We start from the raw sequence: 18,800 nt of genomic DNA, 5'->3' as shown, positions 1-18,800 counted from the left end.
GCATCACCCGGCCGCCCTGATGTCGTATCCGATTCAGCTCGACAGGACGCTCAGGGCGACCTGCGGGCGGCGGCGACTGTTCAGCTGGCGTCCTCGGCCCAGGTCCGCCAATCGTCGAGCACGCCGTAGAGGGCGGGGGTGAGCCAGCCGGGCGCGGAGCGGCGGAACACCCCCGGGTCCATCGCGCCGGCGCCCATCGGGACCGCGCCGATCAGGTTGGGCGCCAGCTCGGTCAGGTTGGCCCAGTGCACCAGCTCCGGCTCGGCCGGCCAGGCGCCGATGACCACGCCCGCCGGGATCGCCCGGCGTTCGAGGGCCTCCAGGGTGAGCGCGGTGTGGTTGAGCGTGCCGAGGCCGGCGCGGGCCACCACCACGGCCGGCGCGCCCAGCGACACCGCCAGGTCAGCCACCGTCCAGGGCTCGCCCGACGGCCGCAGCCCCATCGGTACGAGCAGCCCGCCGGCCCCCTCGACGAGCACCAGATCGTGCTTGTCGGTCTCCTCGCGGATCGCGTCGACGGCGGTGTAGAGCTCCAGCGGCGGCAGGTCGGCGACCCGGGCCGCGGCGAGCGGGGCGAGCGGGTCCGGATAGGCGGCCAGGGTCCGGCCGGTCAGCGGGGCGGCCAGTCGGGTGACCGAGTCGACGTCGCCCGGCTCGCCGGTGGCCGTACCGGTCTGGCCGGGCTTGACCACCGCGACCCGCAGCCCGGCGGCCTGCGCCGCCGCCGCGATCGCCGCGGTGACCACGGTCTTGCCCACCTCGGTGTCCGTGCCCGTCACCAACACCGGCCCGGTCCAGCCAGTAGTCATGAGCCCTCCTTCGGGGCACAGTCCACGATGACGTCCAGGGCCCGGACGAAGTCCGCCCGGGCCACCCCGGCGCTGATGGTCAACCGGAGCCGGGACCGGCTGTCCGGGGTGGACGGCGGCCGGAAGCAGCCTACGGCGACGCCCCGCTCCCGGCACCCGGCCGCCCACGCGGTCGCCGCCTCCGGGCTGGGCGCGGTCACCGACACCACGGCCGCGTCGGGGGCGGACACGTCCAGCCCGGCCGCGCCCAGCCGGCGGACCGCGAGCGCGGCCCGTTCGGCGAGTTCGGCGCGCAACCCGTCGCCGGACCGGGCCAGCCGGACCGCCGCCAGCACGCCGGCGGCCACCGCCGGCGGCAGCGCGGTGTCGAAGATGAAGGTACGGCCGGTCTCCACCAGGTGCCGGACGAACTCCGCCGGCCCGGCCACCACCCCGCCGGCCCCGCCGAGCGCCTTGGAGAGCGTGGCGGTCACCACCACGTCCGGCTCGCCGGCCAGGCCCGCCTCGGCCACCCCGCCCGCCCCGGCCGGACCGGTGACGCCGAGCGCGTGCGCGTCGTCGACCAGCAGCAGGGCACCGTGCCGACGGGCCACGGCGTGCAGCGCGGCCAGCGGGGCGAGATCGCCGTCGACGGAGAAGACCGACTCGGTGACCACCACCGCGGGTCGGCCGGGCGTGGCGGCGAGCGCGGCGGCCACCGCGTCGACGTCACCGTGCGGGGTCACCACGGTCTCCGCGCCGGAGATCCGGCACCCGTCGATCAGCGAGGCGTGGTTGTGGGCGTCGGAGACGAGCAGCGTACGCGGTCGCGCCAGGCCCCGGACGGCGGCGAGGTTGGCCAGGTAGCCGGAGGAGAAGACCAGCGCCCGGTCGGTGCCGAGCCACTCCGCGAGGGCGTCCTCCAGCGCGTGGTGGACGTCGGTCGAGCCGCGTACCAGCCGCGACCCGGTGGCGCCCAGCCCATACGCGGACAACGCCCGCGTGGCGGCGGCGGTGACCTCCGGGTGGGTGGCCAGGCCGAGGTAGTCGTTGCCGGCCAGGTCGACCACGGCGTCGGCGGCGGCGCGCGGGTGCAGCCGACGGGTCAGCCCCGCCCTGGCCCGCAGTTCGGCGCGGCGGTCCAGGGCCGCCAGCCAGTCCGCCACCGTCACTCCCCTGCCGTCGACCGCTTCGCGGCGAAGTTACCACCCACCCGCCGGACCTCGGCGGATCCACTCCCGCCCTGACCTCGACCCGGGCGCGGAGCCGATTTCTCCCCGTCAACCGGCCTTGTAGGGTACGAGCCATGCCAGAGATCCTCGACCAGGCCCGCACCCAGGTACTGGAGAACGGCGTCGGCCTCGACGAGGCCGGCGTCCTCGCCGTGCTGAACCTGCCCGACGAGCACCTGCCGGCCGCCCTCCAGCTCGCCCACGAGGTACGGATGCGCTGGTGCGGCCCGGAGGTCGAGGTCGAGGGGATCGTCTCGCTCAAGACCGGCGGCTGCCCGGAGGACTGCCACTTCTGCTCGCAGTCCGGCCTGTTCACCTCGCCGGTCCGCTCGGTCTGGCTGGACATCCCGGCGCTGGTCGAGGCGGCGAAGCAGACCGCGGCCACCGGGGCGACCGAGTTCTGCATCGTGGCGGCGGTACGCGGCCCGGACGCCCGGCTGATGAAGCAGATGCGCGAGGGCGTGGCGGCCATCAAGGCGGAGGTGGACATCCAGGTCGCCGCCTCGCTGGGCATGCTCACCCAGGAGCAGGTCGACGAGCTGGTCGAGATGGGTGTGCACCGCTACAACCACAACCTGGAGACCTGCCGCTCCTACTTCCCGAACGTGGTCACCACGCACTCGTGGGAGGAGCGCTGGGAGACCCTGCGGATGGTCCGCGAGTCCGGCATGGAGGTCTGCTGCGGCGGCATCCTCGGCCTGGGCGAGACGGTGGAGCAGCGCGCCGAGTTCGCCGCGCAGCTCGCCGAGCTGGACCCGCACGAGGTCCCGCTGAACTTCCTCAACCCCCGGCCGGGCACCCCGCTCGGCGACCGCCAGGTGGTGGCGGGCAAGGACGCGCTGCGGGCCATCGCCGCGTTCCGGCTGGCCATGCCGCGCACCATCCTGCGGTACGCGGGCGGCCGGGAGCTCACCCTCGGCGACCTGGGCACCCGGGACGGCCTGCTCGGCGGCATCAACGCGGTCATCGTCGGCAACTACCTGACCACGCTGGGCCGGTCGGCGACCGACGACCTGAAGCTGCTGGACGATCTGAAGATGCCGGTCAAGGCGCTCTCCGCGACCCTGTGAGGCTGAGACGTGACCCTGAGCGAGCTGTGGTGCGACCGCTGCGGTGAGTCCGCCGCGGCGGGTCCGCACGAGGCGTGCGCGGCGGCGCGGGCGTTGGAGCCGCCGCGCTACTGCGCGTACTGCCGGCGGCGGATGAAGGTGCAGGTGGTGCCGACGGGCTGGTCGGCGGTCTGCGTCGAGCACGGCGAGACCCGGGGCTGACCGGTGCTGCGCGGGCGGGCGGTGACACTGCGACCGGCGACGGACGCGGACGTGCCCGCCCTCGCGGCGATCCGGGCCACCCCGGAGGTCCGGCGCTGGTGGCGTGGCGGCGACGATCTGGCCGGGGAGATCCGCGCCGACCTGGCCGACGACGAGCTGACCGTCTACGCCATCGAGCACGACGGCCGGGTGGTCGGCGCGATCCAGTGGTCCGCCGAGACTGAGCCGGACTACCGCCACGCCAGCCTGGACCTCTTCCTCGACCCCGAGGTACGCGGCGCGGGCCTCGGCGGGGACGCCATCCGTACCCTGGTCCGGCATCTGATCGACGAGCACGGCCACCACCGCTTCACCATCGACCCGGCGGCGGCGAACACCGCGGCCATCCGGGCGTACGCGAAGGTGGGTTTCCGCCCGGTGGGCATCATGCGCCGCTACGAGCGCGGCGCGGACGGCCGCTGGCACGACGGCCTGCTGATGGACCTGCTCGCCGAGGACCTGCGCGACTGACTCAGCGGGTACGGATCCAGTACCGCCTGGCTCGCCCCCGCTCGGTCTCCCGGACGTCCTCCAGCACCCCACCGTGCCGCTCGATGATCCGCGCGGAGGGGACGTTGGCGTCGTCGCAGGTGACCAGGACCGGATCGATGTCCCGCCGGGCGGCCTCGGCGAGCGCCACGCCGAGGGCGAAGGTCGCCACGCCCCGGCGCCGGGCGGAGGGGCGCACGCCGTAGCCAATGTGGCCGCCGGCGCGCAGGAGGAAGTCGTTGAGTCGCAGCCGCAGCGAGATGGTGCCCAGCACCTCGTCGCCCTCGACGATCCACCAGTAGACCGCGGGGACCCAGCCCTCCGGCAGCGGCCGGGACTCGCCCGCACCGTCCTGCAGCCGCCCCACCCAGTCCGCGAAGCCCTCCGGTGAGTCCACGTCGTCGGTGGGCTGCAGTCCGCTGCCGTCCTGATGGACGCCCCGACCCCAGTCGTCCCGGGCGGCCAGCCAGGACCGGTGCAGGCGGGTGGTCGGGGTGATCAGTTCCGGCATGGGTGCAGGCTAGTGGCGCGGCCGGGTAGAGGCGAGCGAGTTCCCGCGGTCAGCGGTCCCAGGTCAAGTGGCCGTCGGGGAGACGGCGGGCGCCCTCGGCCGGCCGGTGCGGGCCGAGCCGGCCGTCCGGCATGAGGTGGCGCACCGGCACCCCGCGACCGAGCACGGCCACGTCGGCGATCAGGCGTCGGTGGCAGCGCCACCACACGCTCTCGCTGCACATCACCGCCGTGGTCCGCCGCGCCGCGTCGGCCAGCACCGCGTCCAGCGCCGCGTCGAACTCCGGCGTCCGGGTGTACGCGGCGTACGCCCGGAACGCTGCGACGGTCCACCAGGTGTCCGGCTCCGGTTCCCCGGCGCGTACGTGCCGGCGGCCACCGAGGCGGGGCTCCCAGCGGTAGCCGATCCCCCGCTCCGGCAGCCAGCGTTCGAGCGCCTCGCGCCGGACGTCCGGGTTGGTCCGGCTGGCCGGGTACCGCCGTACGTCCACCACGAGGGCGACTCCCGCGCCGGCCAGCAGCGCCGCGAGCCGTTCCCGGTCGGCGGCGCCGTGCCCGACGGTCAGCAACTCGCACTCCATCAGGTCAGCTTGCCCCGGTGCGCCACCATCCACCCGTCAACTGACGGCGACCCACCTCGGGGCGACGACGGGCAGCCGCACCGGCACCGCGGGCAGGCCCAGCCGAGAGCGTAGTGGCGACGCCTGCCGGCCAGGCGTCGCCACTACGACTGGTCCGTGGCCAGCAACACCGTGACTGAGACCGGGCGGCCCTGCGTGTACTTCGGCTCGGCCAGATCGGTTGCGGTCTGCACCAGCACACTGACGGCGGTGTCGGCGTCCTCGGATGCGGTGACGATCATTTCCGCCGGGTCGGTCCACACCACGAGGACCTGGCCGACGTCGAGGAGCACCAAGCCGCCGAACATCGAGTCCGCCAGCGCGTCCCAGCTGTTGTTGCTCACCAGCGGCGGATCGAGTGGCAGCGTCGCCCGGACGGCGTCGAAAAAGGCGTCCCGCCCGCCGCCTGCTCCGGTCGACAGCAGGTACACGCGCACGTTTTGTGCGCGGGCAGCCGCCGTGGCGGCCTCGATCTCCGAGGCCGCCACAGGCGTGACGTCCGGACGACGCTCCACCGTCCGGTCCTACTCTTTCTCCACCTCGATTCGGATGGCTGCCGAGCCTTCTTCCAGCCACCCGCAGTACGTATCGAAATCGAGGTGTCGACCATCGGGCACCGCATCCTGCGCCAACGTCAACAAGTGCCTGGCAAGAGAGCGCAGCCCGGCCCGATTTCCAGAGATGACGACAGTCCGCTCCGGCGCGTCCCATACCTCCGCTCGGAGGACGGTCTCGTCGTCCCACCACGTTCCGACGCCGTGTGCGGGATCGTAGGTGAGCACGTCGATGGTAACCGGCGACTTGCGACGGTCATGGGCACCACCAACGTCTACGGCGTGTGCCATCCCGGCTCCTCGGGTAGATAAATGTGAATGTTGGTAGCCGGACCGCCGCTTCTTACGCCGGGACCGATTGGCTGATTGTAAGTCTCGAAATTGATGTGTGGGTCTTGGCGCGGGTGTGCCAGATCCGCATCCGTCAATCGGACTTGTCGCAGCCCATCCTGGCTGAGGAACCTACCACCTCCCATGTCCCGATATCCAGGACCAAGGAACTCGACCGCTGTGTTCAGGGCATCACTGGTCGACATGTGCGCGCCGTCGGTCAGGTTCCTGACGCCACTGGGGACCAGCCGCCCTGGAATGCGCGCGCTCGGTCTCCCTAGTCCGTCAGTCGCCGCCCCGAGTACCGCCGCCAGCGCCAGGGCCTGGGTGTCCTCGCAGTCGTCCATGCACTGTCCGGCAGCGCCGGCATACGCCGCGACGGCGAGCATGCAGCCCGCGCCGGCCGTCTCCGGGCAGAGGGCGGCGCCGACGGCGGCCACGACGGTGGTGACCACCATCTGGTCCAGCGCCTCCCAGTAGTCCTTCCAAGTGGGTGACCCGAACAGGGCGTGCTTGAGGCGGACCATGATGGCGTTGTAGGCGGGCGAGCCGGGGATGTTCCAGGTGTCCGGGTTCTGGTCGACGACCATCCGGATGTAGTTGTCCAGCTGCCGCTTCTTCTCCGGCGGGATGGTCGGCAGGTTCGCCCTTGGGCTGTCGCCGGACCCCGAGCCACCGGTGGCCTGCCCGGCGCTCGTGTTCTGCCCGCTGGGGCCTTTCTCCTCGCAGCGACGCTGGGCGCTCCCGGTGTAGTTGAAGCACTCGTCCTTCGGTGGTTTTCCTACTCCCTCGGAGGTGCCGTCGCAGGTGTAGGCACCGGCGCAGTCCTTCAGCCCGCTCGGGTCGCTGAAGGTAACCGGCGAGCTGCTGCTGTACCCGTATCCGGTCCAGGACTGCGGATTCTGCAGGTCGAAGACCGGGTCGACGGAGACGAACCGGCCGGTGGCGGGGTCGTACTCCCGGGCGCCGAGGTGGGTCAGCCCGGTGTTGTCCTTGGTGCCGCCGACGAAGCCCTTGTCGTTGGCCCAGGTCGGGCTGCCGCCCCGCGGGTTGCCGTACGGGTTCTGCCGGCGCACTGTGGCGGTCTGTGCGGCGTTGGCGCTGACCGACACATTCGCCGTGCCCTGGTGGTCAGCGGCGAGCCAGGTCAGGCCCCCGCCGGTCCGGGAGGCGGCCAGCGATCCGCCGTACGCGTAGTAGCGCGTGCAGGTGGCGGTCCCGGTGCCGTTGGTGTAGCGCAGCTCCTCACCCGGCAGGTAGAGGGTCTTGCCGGCCGGGTCGCGGCGGATCAGCCGGTTGCCGTCCGCGTCGTAGATGTAGGTGGTGGTGCCGGTGGCGTCGGTGCTGGTCTCCAGGTGCCCCTCGGGATCCCAGGTGAGCACCTGCGACCCGGTGCCGGTCGGGCAGGTGTTGGTGGCCGTCCCCGCCGGCCGGCAGATCGTGTTGCCCGACTCGTCATACTTGTAGTTCTGGACCAGAGAGCCGGTGGTGGTGGTCGACAGGGTGTGCGGCTGCGCCGCCTTGGCGGCCGGGTAGCCGTACGTCGTGGTGGTGTTGCCCGTGCTGGTGTGCACAACTTGCGTCTTGCGGTTGCCCACCGGGTCGAACGTCCACGAGTGCCAGTACGGTGCCGGACCGCCCAGCGCGGTGGCCGACGGCGCGGCTGCGCAGTCGCCGTTGCTCGGCGTCCACGCATCGGTGAGCCGGCGCAGGTGGTCGTACGTGAAGCACTGGGTGTCGTCGACCGGGTCCGGCGCGACGTCCACCGCCTTGGTGATGTTGCCAGCGTTGTCGTAGGTGTAGCGGACGTCCGACAGCGTGTTGGGGGCAACGGTGTCCCGGTCCACCCGGACACCGGTCAGCCGCCCGGTCTCCAGCTCGTGGGTGAACGCCTGCCACACCCGGCCGCCGGCGGTGTCGTCCGTGTCGAGCGTGAGCTGGTCGAGCTCACCCAGAGCGTTGTACGTGGTGCCGGCCACGTAGGACAGGTTCGCCGCGCCGTACAGCGAGGTCATCGTGGTCGGCTGACCGAGGGCGTCGTAGGTGTAGGAGAGGGTCTCGGCCGGCAGGTCACCACCGGTGGACGGCAGGCTGGCCGAGTTGACGCTCCCGTCGATGTTGTACGTGCTGAAGAAGTCGTAGGTGCCGGCCAGGTTGGTCTCCGAGGTCGGGATCACCACCTGGACGCCGGTCGGCTGGTACTGGTCGGTGTATCCAACGATCTTGGTCTGGTAGGCGGCACTGCCCACGAACCGGGTCGACTGCGACAGCCGGCCCTTGGCGATGGTGTCGTAGACCCATTGCGCCCGCATGGTGCCGCCGACCGCGTTGTCGTACACCGCCCGCTTGCGGCCCAGCGGGTCGTAGAGGTACGCCAGCTTCTTGCCGCGGCCGTCAGTGGACAGGGTGACCCGGTCGGCCGCGTCGTACCCGAAGGTGCTGACGCCCGTGTCCGGGTCGGTCGTCTTGGTCCGGCGGCCCTGCAGGTCGTACTCGTAGAGCCACTGGTTGCCCAGCGCGTCCGTGACGCCGGTCAGCTGCCCCTTTCGGTTGTACGCGTACGACGTGGTGTCCCAGGAACCGACCGTGCCCGGGGTCGGGGTCGTGCCGTGGTACTGGCGCACCGAGACGGTTCGGCCCCGGGCGTCGGTGAGCGTGGAGGTGGCGGTGCCCCCGGCGGGGGGCGTCGTGTCGGTGCGGTCACCGGCGTAGTAGACGGACGTCCGCCAGCGCTCCGCGTCGTAGGGCTGGAAGACGGACGCGGTCGGCCGACCGGCGCCGTCGTACACGGTCCGGGTCTGGGTCGGTACGAACGCCCGCTCGGTGGCGGTGACCAGCGTGGTGCCCGGCGTCCCGGTGCTGTGGTAGCTGCCGAACGCCTTCACCTCCCGGCCGGCCGTATCGTAGAAGGTGTCGGTCAGCAGCCGGCCGCCCGACGGCGAGGGCGACTGGGTCTGCCGGAGCCGCAACAGGCCGTCGTAGAGGGCGTAGATCGAGTTGTACGCGCCAGCCGGGTTCAGCTGGGAGGTGGACACCACGGTGGCCGCGTTGTTACGGATCAGGTAGCTGAAGGTGACGTTGGCCGACTGGGTCGCCTTGTCCCGGCCGGGCAGCCACACCGCGGTCAGCCGGCCGAGGCCGTCGTAGGCCAGCTCCGTCCGCTTGTTGTTGGCGTCGACGATCGCGGAGTTGCTGCCCCACGCCGGGTTCACGGTCGTCGAGGCCACGTGCTGCAGCGCGTTCGTGACCGTGGTCGCGGTCACCGGCCCACCGGTGGCGGGGGTGTACGCCGTGGTGGTCTTGGCGTTCATCGCGTCCCACGCCGTGGTGACCCGCCCGTACTTGTCGTAGGCGCCCTGGGAGACGGTGGCGAAGGCGGGCGCGCCCGCGTTCCAGGCCGTCATCTTCTCGGTCTTCGTGGCCAGGCCCCGGGTGGGCGCGGTCCCGAAGGCCTGACCGTCGAAGCTGGTCCGCTCCTCGGTGATCACGTCGGCGTCCGTGAGGGTGCCGGTGGTCGCCGAGCACTGCACCGCGTACGACCGGGTGCGGTGCACCTTGTCCATCAGCCAGAGGGTGTCGTTGCGCGGGCCGTAGTCGATCTTCTGGCACTGCTCGTCGCCGGCGACCCCGTCCTGGCCGAAGTCGTCGACCTGAATGGCCATGCCGAGCGAGTCGTAGGTGGTTGTGGTCCGGGTGGCCCGCTCGCCGCGTCCGCCGTCCAGCGTGGTGTAGTTGCGGGTCGTGGCGACCCGGGTGAACCGGGCGGTCACCGTGTCGCCGTTGATGGTGCGGGTCGCGGTCGCCGCGGAACCCCACGGGTCGCTCGTCTCACGCGACACCACCGCCCCATCCGGCCCGTTGAACGTCTTGACCTCGCGGGTCAGGCCGGCGAACCAGTCCGCGTCGGCGAACCCGTCGATGGTGACCGACTTGGTGCCGCCCGACGGCGCGGCCCGGTCGCCGTCCATGCCCCGGAAGTAGCGGGTCTCGGTGTAGGTCTGCTCCCCCGGGTCACCGGTCGTCACGGCGACCCGGCCGTAGCCCCGGTAGCTCGACCAGGTCTTGTACTTCTTCTCGATCAGGCCGTCGTCGTCGCTGTAGTGCCACGCCGCGCCGTCGAGGTAGCTGTAGGTGTGCACCACCCGGGGGCTGCCCTGCGGTGGCGCCCCGCCGGTGTTGTCCTGCTCGTAGACGGTGGTCACGACGTACTTGTGGAACCAGTCGGTGACCGGGTTGCTGTAGCCCTCCGGGGTCCAGACCGACGGGTAGCAGCGCTTCGTGTTCGTCTGCGGTGTCGGCGTCTGGCCGGCCACGCAGTCCGGGCCGGAGTAGGTGACGCTGATCGTGCCGCCGGTCTCGGTCTGGATCTTGGCGATCCGCCACCAGTTCATCGCCGCCGCGAAGTCGATCGTGTCGACCCGGTTGGGCAGCTGTACCCCGGTGAACTCGATGTCCGGCACGGTGGTGGCCGTGCCGACCAGGCCGGCGTGGGAGATCTTCGACAGCCATAGGCCGGCCCGGGTGCCGTCACCCGGGTCGGGGAACGTGTGGGTCAGCGTCCAGCGCTCCACGTCGGAGTACGAGCTGCCGGAGCGGATCTGGGTGGTCACGGTCGCCAGCCGCTTGGTGGTCCAGAAGGTGGGCGAGAAGACCGTGCCGCAGTTGGACCCGGTGCACTGCTGGTCCCACGGGGTGTCCGGCCAGTGCGCCGCGTCGTGGGTGGCACAGCTCGACAGGCAGCGGTCCGCCACCCCGAAGACCACCTGCGCCGGCGCCGGGGTGCTCAGCACCGACTCCACGCCACTGTCGCGGCGGGTGCCGTACGAGATGTGGTCGAGGTAGCCGGCGCGGTCGTACGACGTGGCGTCGTTGGCGTCGAGGTTACGGCCGTACTTGTTGGTCTCCTTGGTGTACCAGTACGAGGCGGAGTTGCCGTGCACGTCCACCACGTAGTCGAGGTTCCACCGCCACGCCTGGGCGCAGGAGGAATCGATGAACGCGGTGGCGTGGCAGGGTTCGCCCGCGTGGTTGCCGAACACCGGCGCGGTCAGCGTCGAGTTCGTGACCGCGTTCCCGGACGCCCAGCCGGGCAGCCGGTTCACCCCGAACCAGTACTGGGTGCCGTCGGTGGTGGTCACCACCCAGTACTCGCCGTTGTTGTCGCCGTTGCTGGCGCCGGTCTTGCGCTCGATCCGCGAGCCGTCGTCCGAGCGCAGGTGCCAGCGGCCCTCGGTCGCGTTGTAGAGCAGTTCGCCGGAGTGGCCGCCGAGGGAGAGCGTGGCGTTGTCGGTCGCCCAGCACAGGTCGCTGGTCTTCTTGGTGTTGTTGGCCGAGCCGTCCATGTCCTGGCCGCAACCGAGGTAGCGCCGCTCGATGAAGCCCCCCGGGTTGGCCTCGAAGCCCTCACCAGCCCAGGAGGGCTGGTTGTTGCTCGCCGCCTGGCGGCCGTCGACGGAGTGCGACGAGTACGACAGGGCGAGGCTCGGTGCCGGCCCGTTGAGCGACGGCGGGACCCGCATCGGGTAGTTCCAGGTGAAGGCGCCGGAGTTCCCGCCGGCCGTCCAGGTCGAGGACGGCTGGAGCGAGGTGGCCTTGTAGTCGCCCGCGGCGCTGGAGTCGCCGGCCATCACCGCCACCAGGCTGTTGGTCGCGGCGACCGGCACGGCCGCCGAGACGGTACGCGCCTTCAGATCGTTGGTCGATCGCAGCGGCGTACCCGCGCACTCCTTCCCGCCGGGTTCGGTGAGCGCGCATACCGGCATCGAGACCAGGCGCAGCCGGGCGGCCCAGTCCGCGCCGTAGGCGGTGGCGAACCTGGCGTAGTCGACGGTCAGCTGGGCACTGCCCGCCTCCGGGACACCGTCGGTACGGCCAACCCGGAGCAGGACGCCCCGGACTCCGGCCCGCTCGGTGGCGGCCCGGTCCAGCACCTCCACCCGCATGCGGGACGGGGTGGCGGCGGGCGCGAGAGCCCGCCCGGCCGAGGAGACCGCGCCCGCGCCCGCCGCGCGGACGCGTACCGGGAGCGCACCAGCGCCGACCGGCGCGGCCGGACGGGCGGCGAGGTCCACCTCGGCGGCTCCCGCGGCCGGCCAGGCCGGCGCCGGGTTGCGGGTCGCGTCGGGCATCGCGGCCCGGGCGCCCGAGGTGCCCGGCGCCACCGGGGACACCGGCACCGTCGGCACCTTCCGTGGCGCGGGCGGCCGGTACTCGGTCGCGGCCGACGCGGCCGGGGGTGCGCTGATCAGCGCCATGGCCATGAGGGCCGCGGTGGCGGCGGCGGTCAGCAGTCGTGTCCGGCCGGGACGCGGCAGGGAGGGTAGCGGCAGGCGGACGCCATCCATGTGTGCTCCTCGAAGCATGCGTGATTACCGCATTCGATGAATCTCGACAGGCGTCGATCGACGTGGACCGGGTCGGGACACACGCCGTCGACGGGCAGCCAGGAGGGTCGGCCGGACCCGGGGAGATCGGGCCAGGACCGGGACCGGTCGGTGGATGAGGAGATCGGCGCGGTGGGCCTACGGCCGGTACCGGATCGCGCGGGAGCGCCGCGGCGGGGCCGCCGGGCGACGGTGCCGGGCGGGTCGCCGGACGAGTGCCGGCCGCGCCACCCGACGATGAACGCGCGGCCCGGAATCCGGCCCGTGGTGGCGTGGACGTTCGATTACGCGTCCAGCGTCCAGACGTGCAGCCATCGGTTGCCCCCCGCGGCATCGATGATCGTTGAAATTTGGAAGCAGTATAGAGATCACATGGACACGGACACAAGACCGTCGATGTCCGGTGCCGCGGACCGCCCGGGTGGGTCGGGCGCCGACGACATCGTGGCCGGCCACCGCGGAACGGTGACCGGCCACGACCGTCGGGTCGGCGTCAGGAGACGGTGCAGGCGGTGCCGTTGACGGTGAAGGACGTGGGCCTCGGGTTGCTGCCGGTGTGGGTGCCGTTGAAGCCGAAGCCGGTCGACGCCCCCGGTGCCAGCGTCCCGTTGTACGACAGGTTCGTCGCGGTGACCGCGGTGCCGGTCTGGGTGAAGGTGGCCGACCAGCCCTGGCCCACCTTCTGCCCGGTGTTCGGGAAGGTGAAGGCGAGCGTCCAGCCGTTGATCGTGGTCGTGCCGGTGTTGGTGAGCGTGATGTTCGCGGTGAACCCGTTGTTCCAGTCGTTCGTCACGTAGTCGATCCGGCACGGCGCGGTGGGCTGGGCCGGTGCCGTGGTCACCGTGACGGTCGCCGACGGGGCCGAGGCGTTACCGGCGGCGTCCACCGCGACCACGTAGTACACGTACGTGGTGGCGGGGGTCAGCCCGGTGACGGCGTACGTGGTGCCGGCGACCGTGGTGACCAGGGTGTCGGTGGACCCGTTCCGCCGGTAGACCCGGTAGCCGGTGACGCCGACGTTGTCGGTGGCCGGCCCCCAGGTGAGGGTGAACCCGTTCGGCCCGATCGCCGAGGCGGTCGGGGTGCCGGGCGCCGTCGGCGGGGTGGTGTCCGAGCCGCCGCCCGGGGTGGTCACCTCCAGCACTCCCGAGGCCGCCGACCGGTTGCCGGCGCCGTCGCGGGCGATCACCCGGAACCGGTACGTCCGGGCCGGCTGGAGCGAGCTGACGGTCAGCGTGTTGGTGCTGGCCTGGTACATCACCAACGCGTCGCTGCCGACGGTCTCCTGGCTGACGTCGTAGCCGGCCAGGCCGCTGCCGCCGCTGTCGGTGGAGGCGGTCCAGGTCAGCGTGACGGAGCTGGCGGTGAGCCCGGACGCGACCGGGGTGCCGGGCACGGTGGGCGGGGTGGTGTCCGGGGTACCGGGCCCGGGCTCGTCACCCCAGACCCGTACGCCGCCGGAGTAGAGCGGCACCTTCCGGTTCGGGCCGGCCGTCGTCTGGTACGACGGGTCGTTGGTCGGGTCCCAGGTGCCGCCCTCGGGCACGCCGACCTTGAACTGGACCTCCATCCGGTGCTGCGACTGCCCGGCCGGGGCGATGGTGTACCCGGTGCAGTCGACCTCGACGTACCAGATGTCGCCGCTGTACTGCTTGGCGGTGGTCGGCGACGGGCAGCCCTGCGTGTAGCCGGGGGTGACCTGCACCGGCCCGGTGCCGTCGGGGCGGAAGTAGTAGCGGAACTTGGCGGTGGTCAGCGCCCGGGCCGGGAAGGCCGACTTGTTGTAGATCATCACCTTGAGCCCGGTGGCCCGGGGCTCGGCCTGCATCACCGTGGTCTCCACGGTCAGCTCGTCCAGGTCCGGCTGCTCGGCGACCGGGAAGGCGGTGAGCGGGTTGCCGCCGTACTCCTTGGTCAGCCGCACCAGGGCGGAGGTGAAGCCGGCGTTGTAGTCGGTGGCGACCTCGTTCATCACGTAGTCGGACCGGCTGTCGGTGTACGCGTCGTTGGCCGACGAGGGGCCGCCGACCAGCGCGCCGTAGAGCACGTGCCGGGTCTCGGTGGGCACGGTCATGCTGTCCCACCAGGAGCCGTGCGCGGTGCGGTGGTGCGGGTTCTTCGGGGAGTTGTTCCCGAAGCCGATCACGTAGCTGGAGTTGCGCGGGTTGTCGCCGAGCGCGTAGTTGATCTGCCGGACGGCGAAGTCGTGGTAGCGGGTCTTGCGGGTGGCGTCGGTGGTCTTGTCGCTGTAGACCAGCGCCGCGAAGGCGGTGTTGGCGGCGTAGCGCAGCGCGCCCCAGGAGTCGAGGACCGCCATCCCGCCCGGCGAGTAGTTCACCTTGGACCCGTTGACACCGACGGTCCACCAGTCGAGCCAGCGGTTGGCGTCGTCGACGTACTTCTGCTTGCCGGTCAGGTTGGCCAACAGCACGTACGCGCCGAACTGCTTGTTGTCCCAGGCGATGGTCCACTTGTAGGAGCGGGTGGTGCTCTGCGGCTCGGTGCCGAGCTTGTCGTACTCGCTCTCCGCCTTGGCCAGGTAGGTGGCGTCGCCGGTGGCCCGGTAGAGCCAGATCGCGCCCCAGACCAGCTCGTCCTGCCAGCCGCTCCAGGACTTGTAGAAGTTGGTCGCGTCGGTGATGCACTCGTGGTAGCTCTTCCGCACCGTGTCGGCGAAGGTGTAGAGCTGCTTCGCGTGGGTGAGCAGCTTGTCGGCGTACGCGGCGTCGGTGGGGCGGAACACCATCGACGAGGCGGCCATCGCCGCCGCCGTCTCCCCCGCCAGGTCCGCGCCGCCGCAGCTCGCGTCGATCTTGTACGCGGGCCGAGCCATCGGCAGCACCTCCGCCGGACCCCACCACTTGTGGTCGTCGTCGCCCTTGCCGACCTGCCCGTAGAGCACGTTCGGCGAGGGGTGGGCCTTGACGAAGTAGTCGTTGACCCAGCGCAGGTTGTTGAGCAGGTACGGGAGCTGACCGGAGGCGGTGTAGCCGTCCCGGTACTCGACCGCGCCCCAGGCCATCATGGTGGCGCTGAACGCCATCGGGAAGCCGAACTTCACGTGGTCGCCGGCGTCGTACCAGCCGCCGGTGAGGTCGAGCCCGACGTCGGCGCCGTCGGTGAGCGCCGAGTCGCCCCGCCAGGAGACCCGGCTCCAGGTGGGCTTCCTGCCGGACTGCTGCGCCTCGTAGAAGAACAGTGACTTCTGCAACGCCTCCGCGTAGTTGAAGGTGGGCGCGGCCGTTGCCGGGGACGGGCCGGTGACGGCGGCGGCGAGACCGGCGCCGAGGCCGACGGCCAGGGCGGCACCGGCGGCGAGCAGTCGGCGCAGCCGGGACCGGCCACGGGGTGGCGGAATCCGAGGGGGCATGGCGAGCTCCTGCGGGTGGTGGTGGGGGTGGAGAACATGGGCGCGGGAGCGCTCCCATGGATAGTCGACAATGTAATCTCGGGTCACCGCTTTGGGAAGACGAGCGGCGCCGCCGGCCACGGCAGGCGCAGCGTCGGCGGCCCGTTTTGTGTTACCTCGACACGCCGCCGCGGGACGCCTATTTTCCCCGCCCTGCGAAACATCTCCGCAGCTCAGGCCGACCGTCCGATGTCGGCGGTCGGGGGCGTCTGCGATCATGTGACGTCCCCTCTACCGATCTTGGAGGATTCCTCATGCCAAAGCGTCGGCACGTGGCGCGCGCGGCCCTCACCGCGGCCGCCGTCACGGCCTGCCTTGGGCTCGCGGCTCCAGCCTGGGCCGCCGGCAATCCGCACAACCCACCGGGCGACAACGGCACCGTGAAGATCGACGGAATGCCGTTCACCGACAAGGTGGACAACCAACCGCACGTCACCTGCGAGTTCGAGCTGGAGTTCTTCAACTTCGACGAGAACCAGCGGGCGAATCTCACCCTCTGGGCGCAGGCACCGTCCGCCACCCCGAAGGACAAGGTCGTCTGGTCTCAGCAGGACGTGCTGATCAGCGATGACCCGGCCTCCGGCGCGGAGAACGACCACGACGCGGTCATCAGGCTCTCCGCGAACGACCTGGACCTGACCGGGCTGAAGCTGCAGCCGAAGCAGGGCTACCACATCAAGCTCGACGTGCAGCTGATCAACGGCAAGTCGGCCGGCGGCAAGCACAAGGTCTTCTGGCTGCAGCCGTGCGCCTCATCCGAGTCGCCGTCGCCGTCGCCGAGCCCGTCCACCCCGGGCCAGGAGTCGCCGACCCCGACCCCGGGCAGCTCGGAGAACCCGTCCGAGAACCCGTCGGAGAACCCCTCCGAGAACCCGTCCGAGGGCTCGTCGGAGAACCCGTCGGGCGCGCCCTCCTCGCCGGGTGGCGGCAACGGTGGCGGCAGCGGCACGGACGGCGGGCTGCCGCTGACCGGCGTGGCCGCGACCAGCATCGCGCTCACCGGCCTCGCCCTGATCGGTGGCGGTGTCGCCCTGATGGCCCTGCGCCGCCGGCGCGACAAGATCACCTTCACCAGCTGACCCTGGCGTCGGCCGAGCACCGGCCGTCGGATCCCGGTCCGGCGGCCGGTGCCGCGTCTCCGGCCACCTCGGCGCCGACCCGGGTCGAGCGGGACCGCCGCGGCCGACAACCCCCGCCGACGACGCCCGGAGCCGAATCACATTATCGACGATTCTCGATGCATGTCAGGCGTACGTCCAGTTCAGAGGCCGCGCGCGGGCATGTTACGGGTGCCAGCCGGTGGACCGGGCATCCTGGCATACGAGCGTACGGTTGCCCGCGCGCTCGGCCACGCGGGACAGTACGCGACACCAGCGGTGCCATCGACGCCGCCGCTCCCCGGACAACCCTGAGGAGATCGCGATGGCTCTCGAAATCGCCGACGGCACCTCCTGGTCAGACACCCTCGCCCGCGCGGTGGCCGCCACGCCGGAGGCCTTCGGCGCCGCGCCGGACGGCGGCGCCGTCCTGCACAACCTGATCGAGGGCGAGTGGCGGGCGGTCGGCACGCCGACCCCGGCCCGTACCCCGGTCGACAACACCGTGCTCGTGCACCTGGCCCGACTCGACGCCGACGCGGCGCGTGGGGCCGTCGCCCACGCCGCCGCCGCGCACGCCGACTGGGCGCGGACCCCGCTCGCCGAGCGCAAGGCCCGGGTCGCCGCGGCCCTCGACGCGCTCACCGCCCACCGCGACCTGCTCGCCATGCTGCTGGTCTGGGAGATCGGCAAGCCGTGGCGGCTGGCCTGCGCCGACGTCGACCGCGCCCTGGACGGCGTGCGCTGGTACGTGCGGGAGATCGACCGGATGCTGGCCGACGGCCGCGAGCCGCTGCCCGGCCCGGTCAGCAACATCGCCTCCTGGAACTACCCGATGAGCGTATTGGTGCACGCCGAGCTGGTGCAGTTGCTCGCCGGCAACGCGGTGATCGCCAAGACCCCGTCCCAGGGCGGCGCGGTGTGCCTCACCGTGGCACACGCGCTGCTGCGCCGCGCCGGGCTGCCCGCCACCCTGCTCTCCGGCGGCGGCGAGGAGCTGTCCGAGGTGCTGGTCCGCGCCCCGGAGATCGGCGCGGTGGCGTTCGTCGGCGGTCGCTCCAACGGCGGCAAGGTGGCCGCCGCGCTGCTCGACTCCGACAAGCGGCACTTCATCGAGCAGGAGGGCCTCAACGCCTGGGGCATCTGGAACTTCTCCCAGTGGGACCTGCTCGCCGCCCACCTGAAGAAGGGCTTCGAGTACGGCAAGCAGCGCTGCACCGCGTACCCACGGTTCGTGGTCCAGCGGGACCTGGTCGACGAGTTCCTCGACATGTACCTGCCGGTGGTGCGATCGATCCGCTTCGGCCACCCACTCGCGGTGGACGAGACGTGGCGGGCCGGCGACCCGCTGCCCGAGCTGGACTTCGGCCCGCTGATCAGCGCGGCCAAGGCCGACGAGCTGCGCCGCAAGGTCGACGAGGCGGTACGCGGCGGCGCCGTGCCGCTGCACCGGGGCAAGCTGGACGGGGCGTCCTTCCTCGACGGACAGGACACCTCGGCGTACGTGGCGCCGGCGGTGCTGCTCGCCCCGCCCGGCCGGTCCCGGCTGATGCACGCCGAGCCGTTCGGCCCGGTCGACACCATCGTCGTGGTGGACACCACCGACGAACTGCTGGCCCAGATGAACGCCTCCAACGGCGCGCTGGTCGCCTCCCTCGCCTGTGACGACGAGGAGCAGGCCGGCAAGCTCGCGGTCGACCTCCAGGCGTTCAAGGTGGGCATCAACAAGCCCCGCTCCCGGGGCGACCGGGATGAGCCGTTCGGCGGCCGGGGCGCGTCCTGGAAGGGCGCCTTCGTCGGCGGCGACCTGCTGGTGCAGGCGGTCACCGTGGGCGGCGACGGCCGGCTCTACGGCAACTTCCCCGACTACAGCAGCTACCCGGCGACCTGAGCCCACACCCGCCCGACGGCCCCGGCCCCGGACAGGGCCCCCGCACCGGGGGCCCTGCCGGGGCACCGTCCCCCGCACCGGGGGTCGGCCCAGGTGGCGCCGGGGATTGCCCGACACCGGTGCCGGCCACCCGCCGGTCGCCGTCCCCGCGCCGCGCCGTTGCGGTACGGGGCCGCGCCGGCGCGCG

General features: G+C 72.0%; 13 protein-coding genes. 5 read left to right on the top strand and 8 right to left on the bottom strand.

Features of this window, described 5'->3' with window-relative positions; all coding sequences use genetic code 11:
- Positions 1-80: 80 nt before the first annotated feature.
- Both bioD and GA0070621_RS02330 read right to left on the bottom strand, forming a co-directional pair.
- Positions 81-809 (bottom strand): dethiobiotin synthase, encoded by a 729-nt coding sequence (bioD, locus tag GA0070621_RS02335; RefSeq protein ID WP_091191202.1) that lies wholly within the window; start codon positions 807-809, stop codon positions 81-83.
- Positions 806-1,954, bottom strand: a complete 1,149-nt coding sequence (locus GA0070621_RS02330; protein ID WP_091201893.1) for an 8-amino-7-oxononanoate synthase — start codon at positions 1,952-1,954, stop codon at positions 806-808. The genes bioD and GA0070621_RS02330 overlap by 4 nt, the downstream gene beginning before the upstream one ends.
- Positions 1,955-2,094: 140 nt before the next feature.
- On the opposite strand from GA0070621_RS02330, the gene bioB reads away from it, so the two are divergent.
- From bioB to GA0070621_RS02315, 3 genes are read left to right on the top strand one after another with little or no spacing between them, the layout of a single operon-like run.
- A complete protein-coding gene (gene bioB, locus GA0070621_RS02325; protein ID WP_091191201.1) occupies positions 2,095-3,090 on the top strand; it encodes a biotin synthase BioB in 996 nt (331 codons plus the stop codon).
- A 9-nt stretch (positions 3,091-3,099) separates the two neighbouring features.
- On the top strand, positions 3,100-3,291 hold the full coding sequence (gene bsaP, locus GA0070621_RS02320) for a biotin synthase auxiliary protein BsaP (protein WP_091191199.1): 192 nt from the start codon (positions 3,100-3,102) through the stop codon (positions 3,289-3,291).
- 3 nt (positions 3,292-3,294) lie between these two features.
- The gene (locus GA0070621_RS02315; protein ID WP_091191197.1) at positions 3,295-3,801 is read left to right on the top strand and encodes a GNAT family N-acetyltransferase; all 507 of its coding nucleotides are present in this window, start codon (positions 3,295-3,297) and stop codon (positions 3,799-3,801) included.
- Between the two features lies 1 nt (position 3,802).
- Here GA0070621_RS02315 and GA0070621_RS02310 read toward each other — a convergent pair whose 3' ends face one another.
- The 6 genes from GA0070621_RS02310 to GA0070621_RS02285 form a co-directional block, all read right to left on the bottom strand.
- Positions 3,803-4,330, bottom strand: coding sequence for a GNAT family N-acetyltransferase (locus GA0070621_RS02310; protein WP_091191195.1), 528 nt, complete (start codon positions 4,328-4,330; stop codon positions 3,803-3,805).
- 49 nt (positions 4,331-4,379) lie between these two features.
- A complete protein-coding gene (locus tag GA0070621_RS02305) occupies positions 4,380-4,910 on the bottom strand; it encodes a DUF488 domain-containing protein (RefSeq protein ID WP_091191193.1) in 531 nt (176 codons plus the stop codon).
- Between the two features lie 143 nt (positions 4,911-5,053).
- Positions 5,054-5,464 (bottom strand): barstar family protein, encoded by a 411-nt coding sequence (locus GA0070621_RS02300; protein ID WP_091191191.1) that lies wholly within the window; start codon positions 5,462-5,464, stop codon positions 5,054-5,056.
- A 9-nt stretch (positions 5,465-5,473) separates the two neighbouring features.
- Positions 5,474-5,794, bottom strand: a complete 321-nt coding sequence (locus GA0070621_RS02295; protein ID WP_157739802.1) for an Imm32 family immunity protein — start codon at positions 5,792-5,794, stop codon at positions 5,474-5,476.
- Entirely contained in the window at positions 5,779-12,177 is a 6,399-nt protein-coding gene (locus tag GA0070621_RS02290) for an RHS repeat domain-containing protein (protein WP_167666513.1), read from the bottom strand. Before GA0070621_RS02290 ends, GA0070621_RS02295 begins: the two co-directional genes overlap by 16 nt.
- A gap of 532 nt (positions 12,178-12,709) precedes the next feature.
- Positions 12,710-15,586, bottom strand: a complete 2,877-nt coding sequence (locus GA0070621_RS02285; protein ID WP_091191188.1) for a glycoside hydrolase family 9 protein — start codon at positions 15,584-15,586, stop codon at positions 12,710-12,712.
- A 293-nt stretch (positions 15,587-15,879) separates the two neighbouring features.
- Here GA0070621_RS02285 and GA0070621_RS02280 point away from each other — a divergent pair, with 293 nt between their 5' ends.
- Together GA0070621_RS02280 and GA0070621_RS02275 are read left to right on the top strand one after the other, a co-directional pair.
- On the top strand, positions 15,880-16,704 hold the full coding sequence (locus GA0070621_RS02280) for an LPXTG cell wall anchor domain-containing protein (RefSeq protein WP_157739801.1): 825 nt from the start codon (positions 15,880-15,882) through the stop codon (positions 16,702-16,704).
- A gap of 343 nt (positions 16,705-17,047) precedes the next feature.
- Positions 17,048-18,613 carry an aldehyde dehydrogenase family protein gene (locus tag GA0070621_RS02275; RefSeq protein WP_091191185.1) on the top strand — a complete coding sequence of 522 codons (1,566 nt, stop codon included), beginning with the start codon at positions 17,048-17,050 and terminating at the stop codon, positions 18,611-18,613.
- Positions 18,614-18,800 lie beyond the last annotated feature (187 nt).

The organism is Micromonospora narathiwatensis, assembly GCF_900089605.1.
GTDB classification, from domain to species: domain Bacteria; phylum Actinomycetota; class Actinomycetes; order Mycobacteriales; family Micromonosporaceae; genus Micromonospora; species Micromonospora narathiwatensis.
The sequence above is the reverse complement of the archived record's forward strand: the minus strand, read 5'-3'. Positions and strand labels throughout refer to the sequence as shown.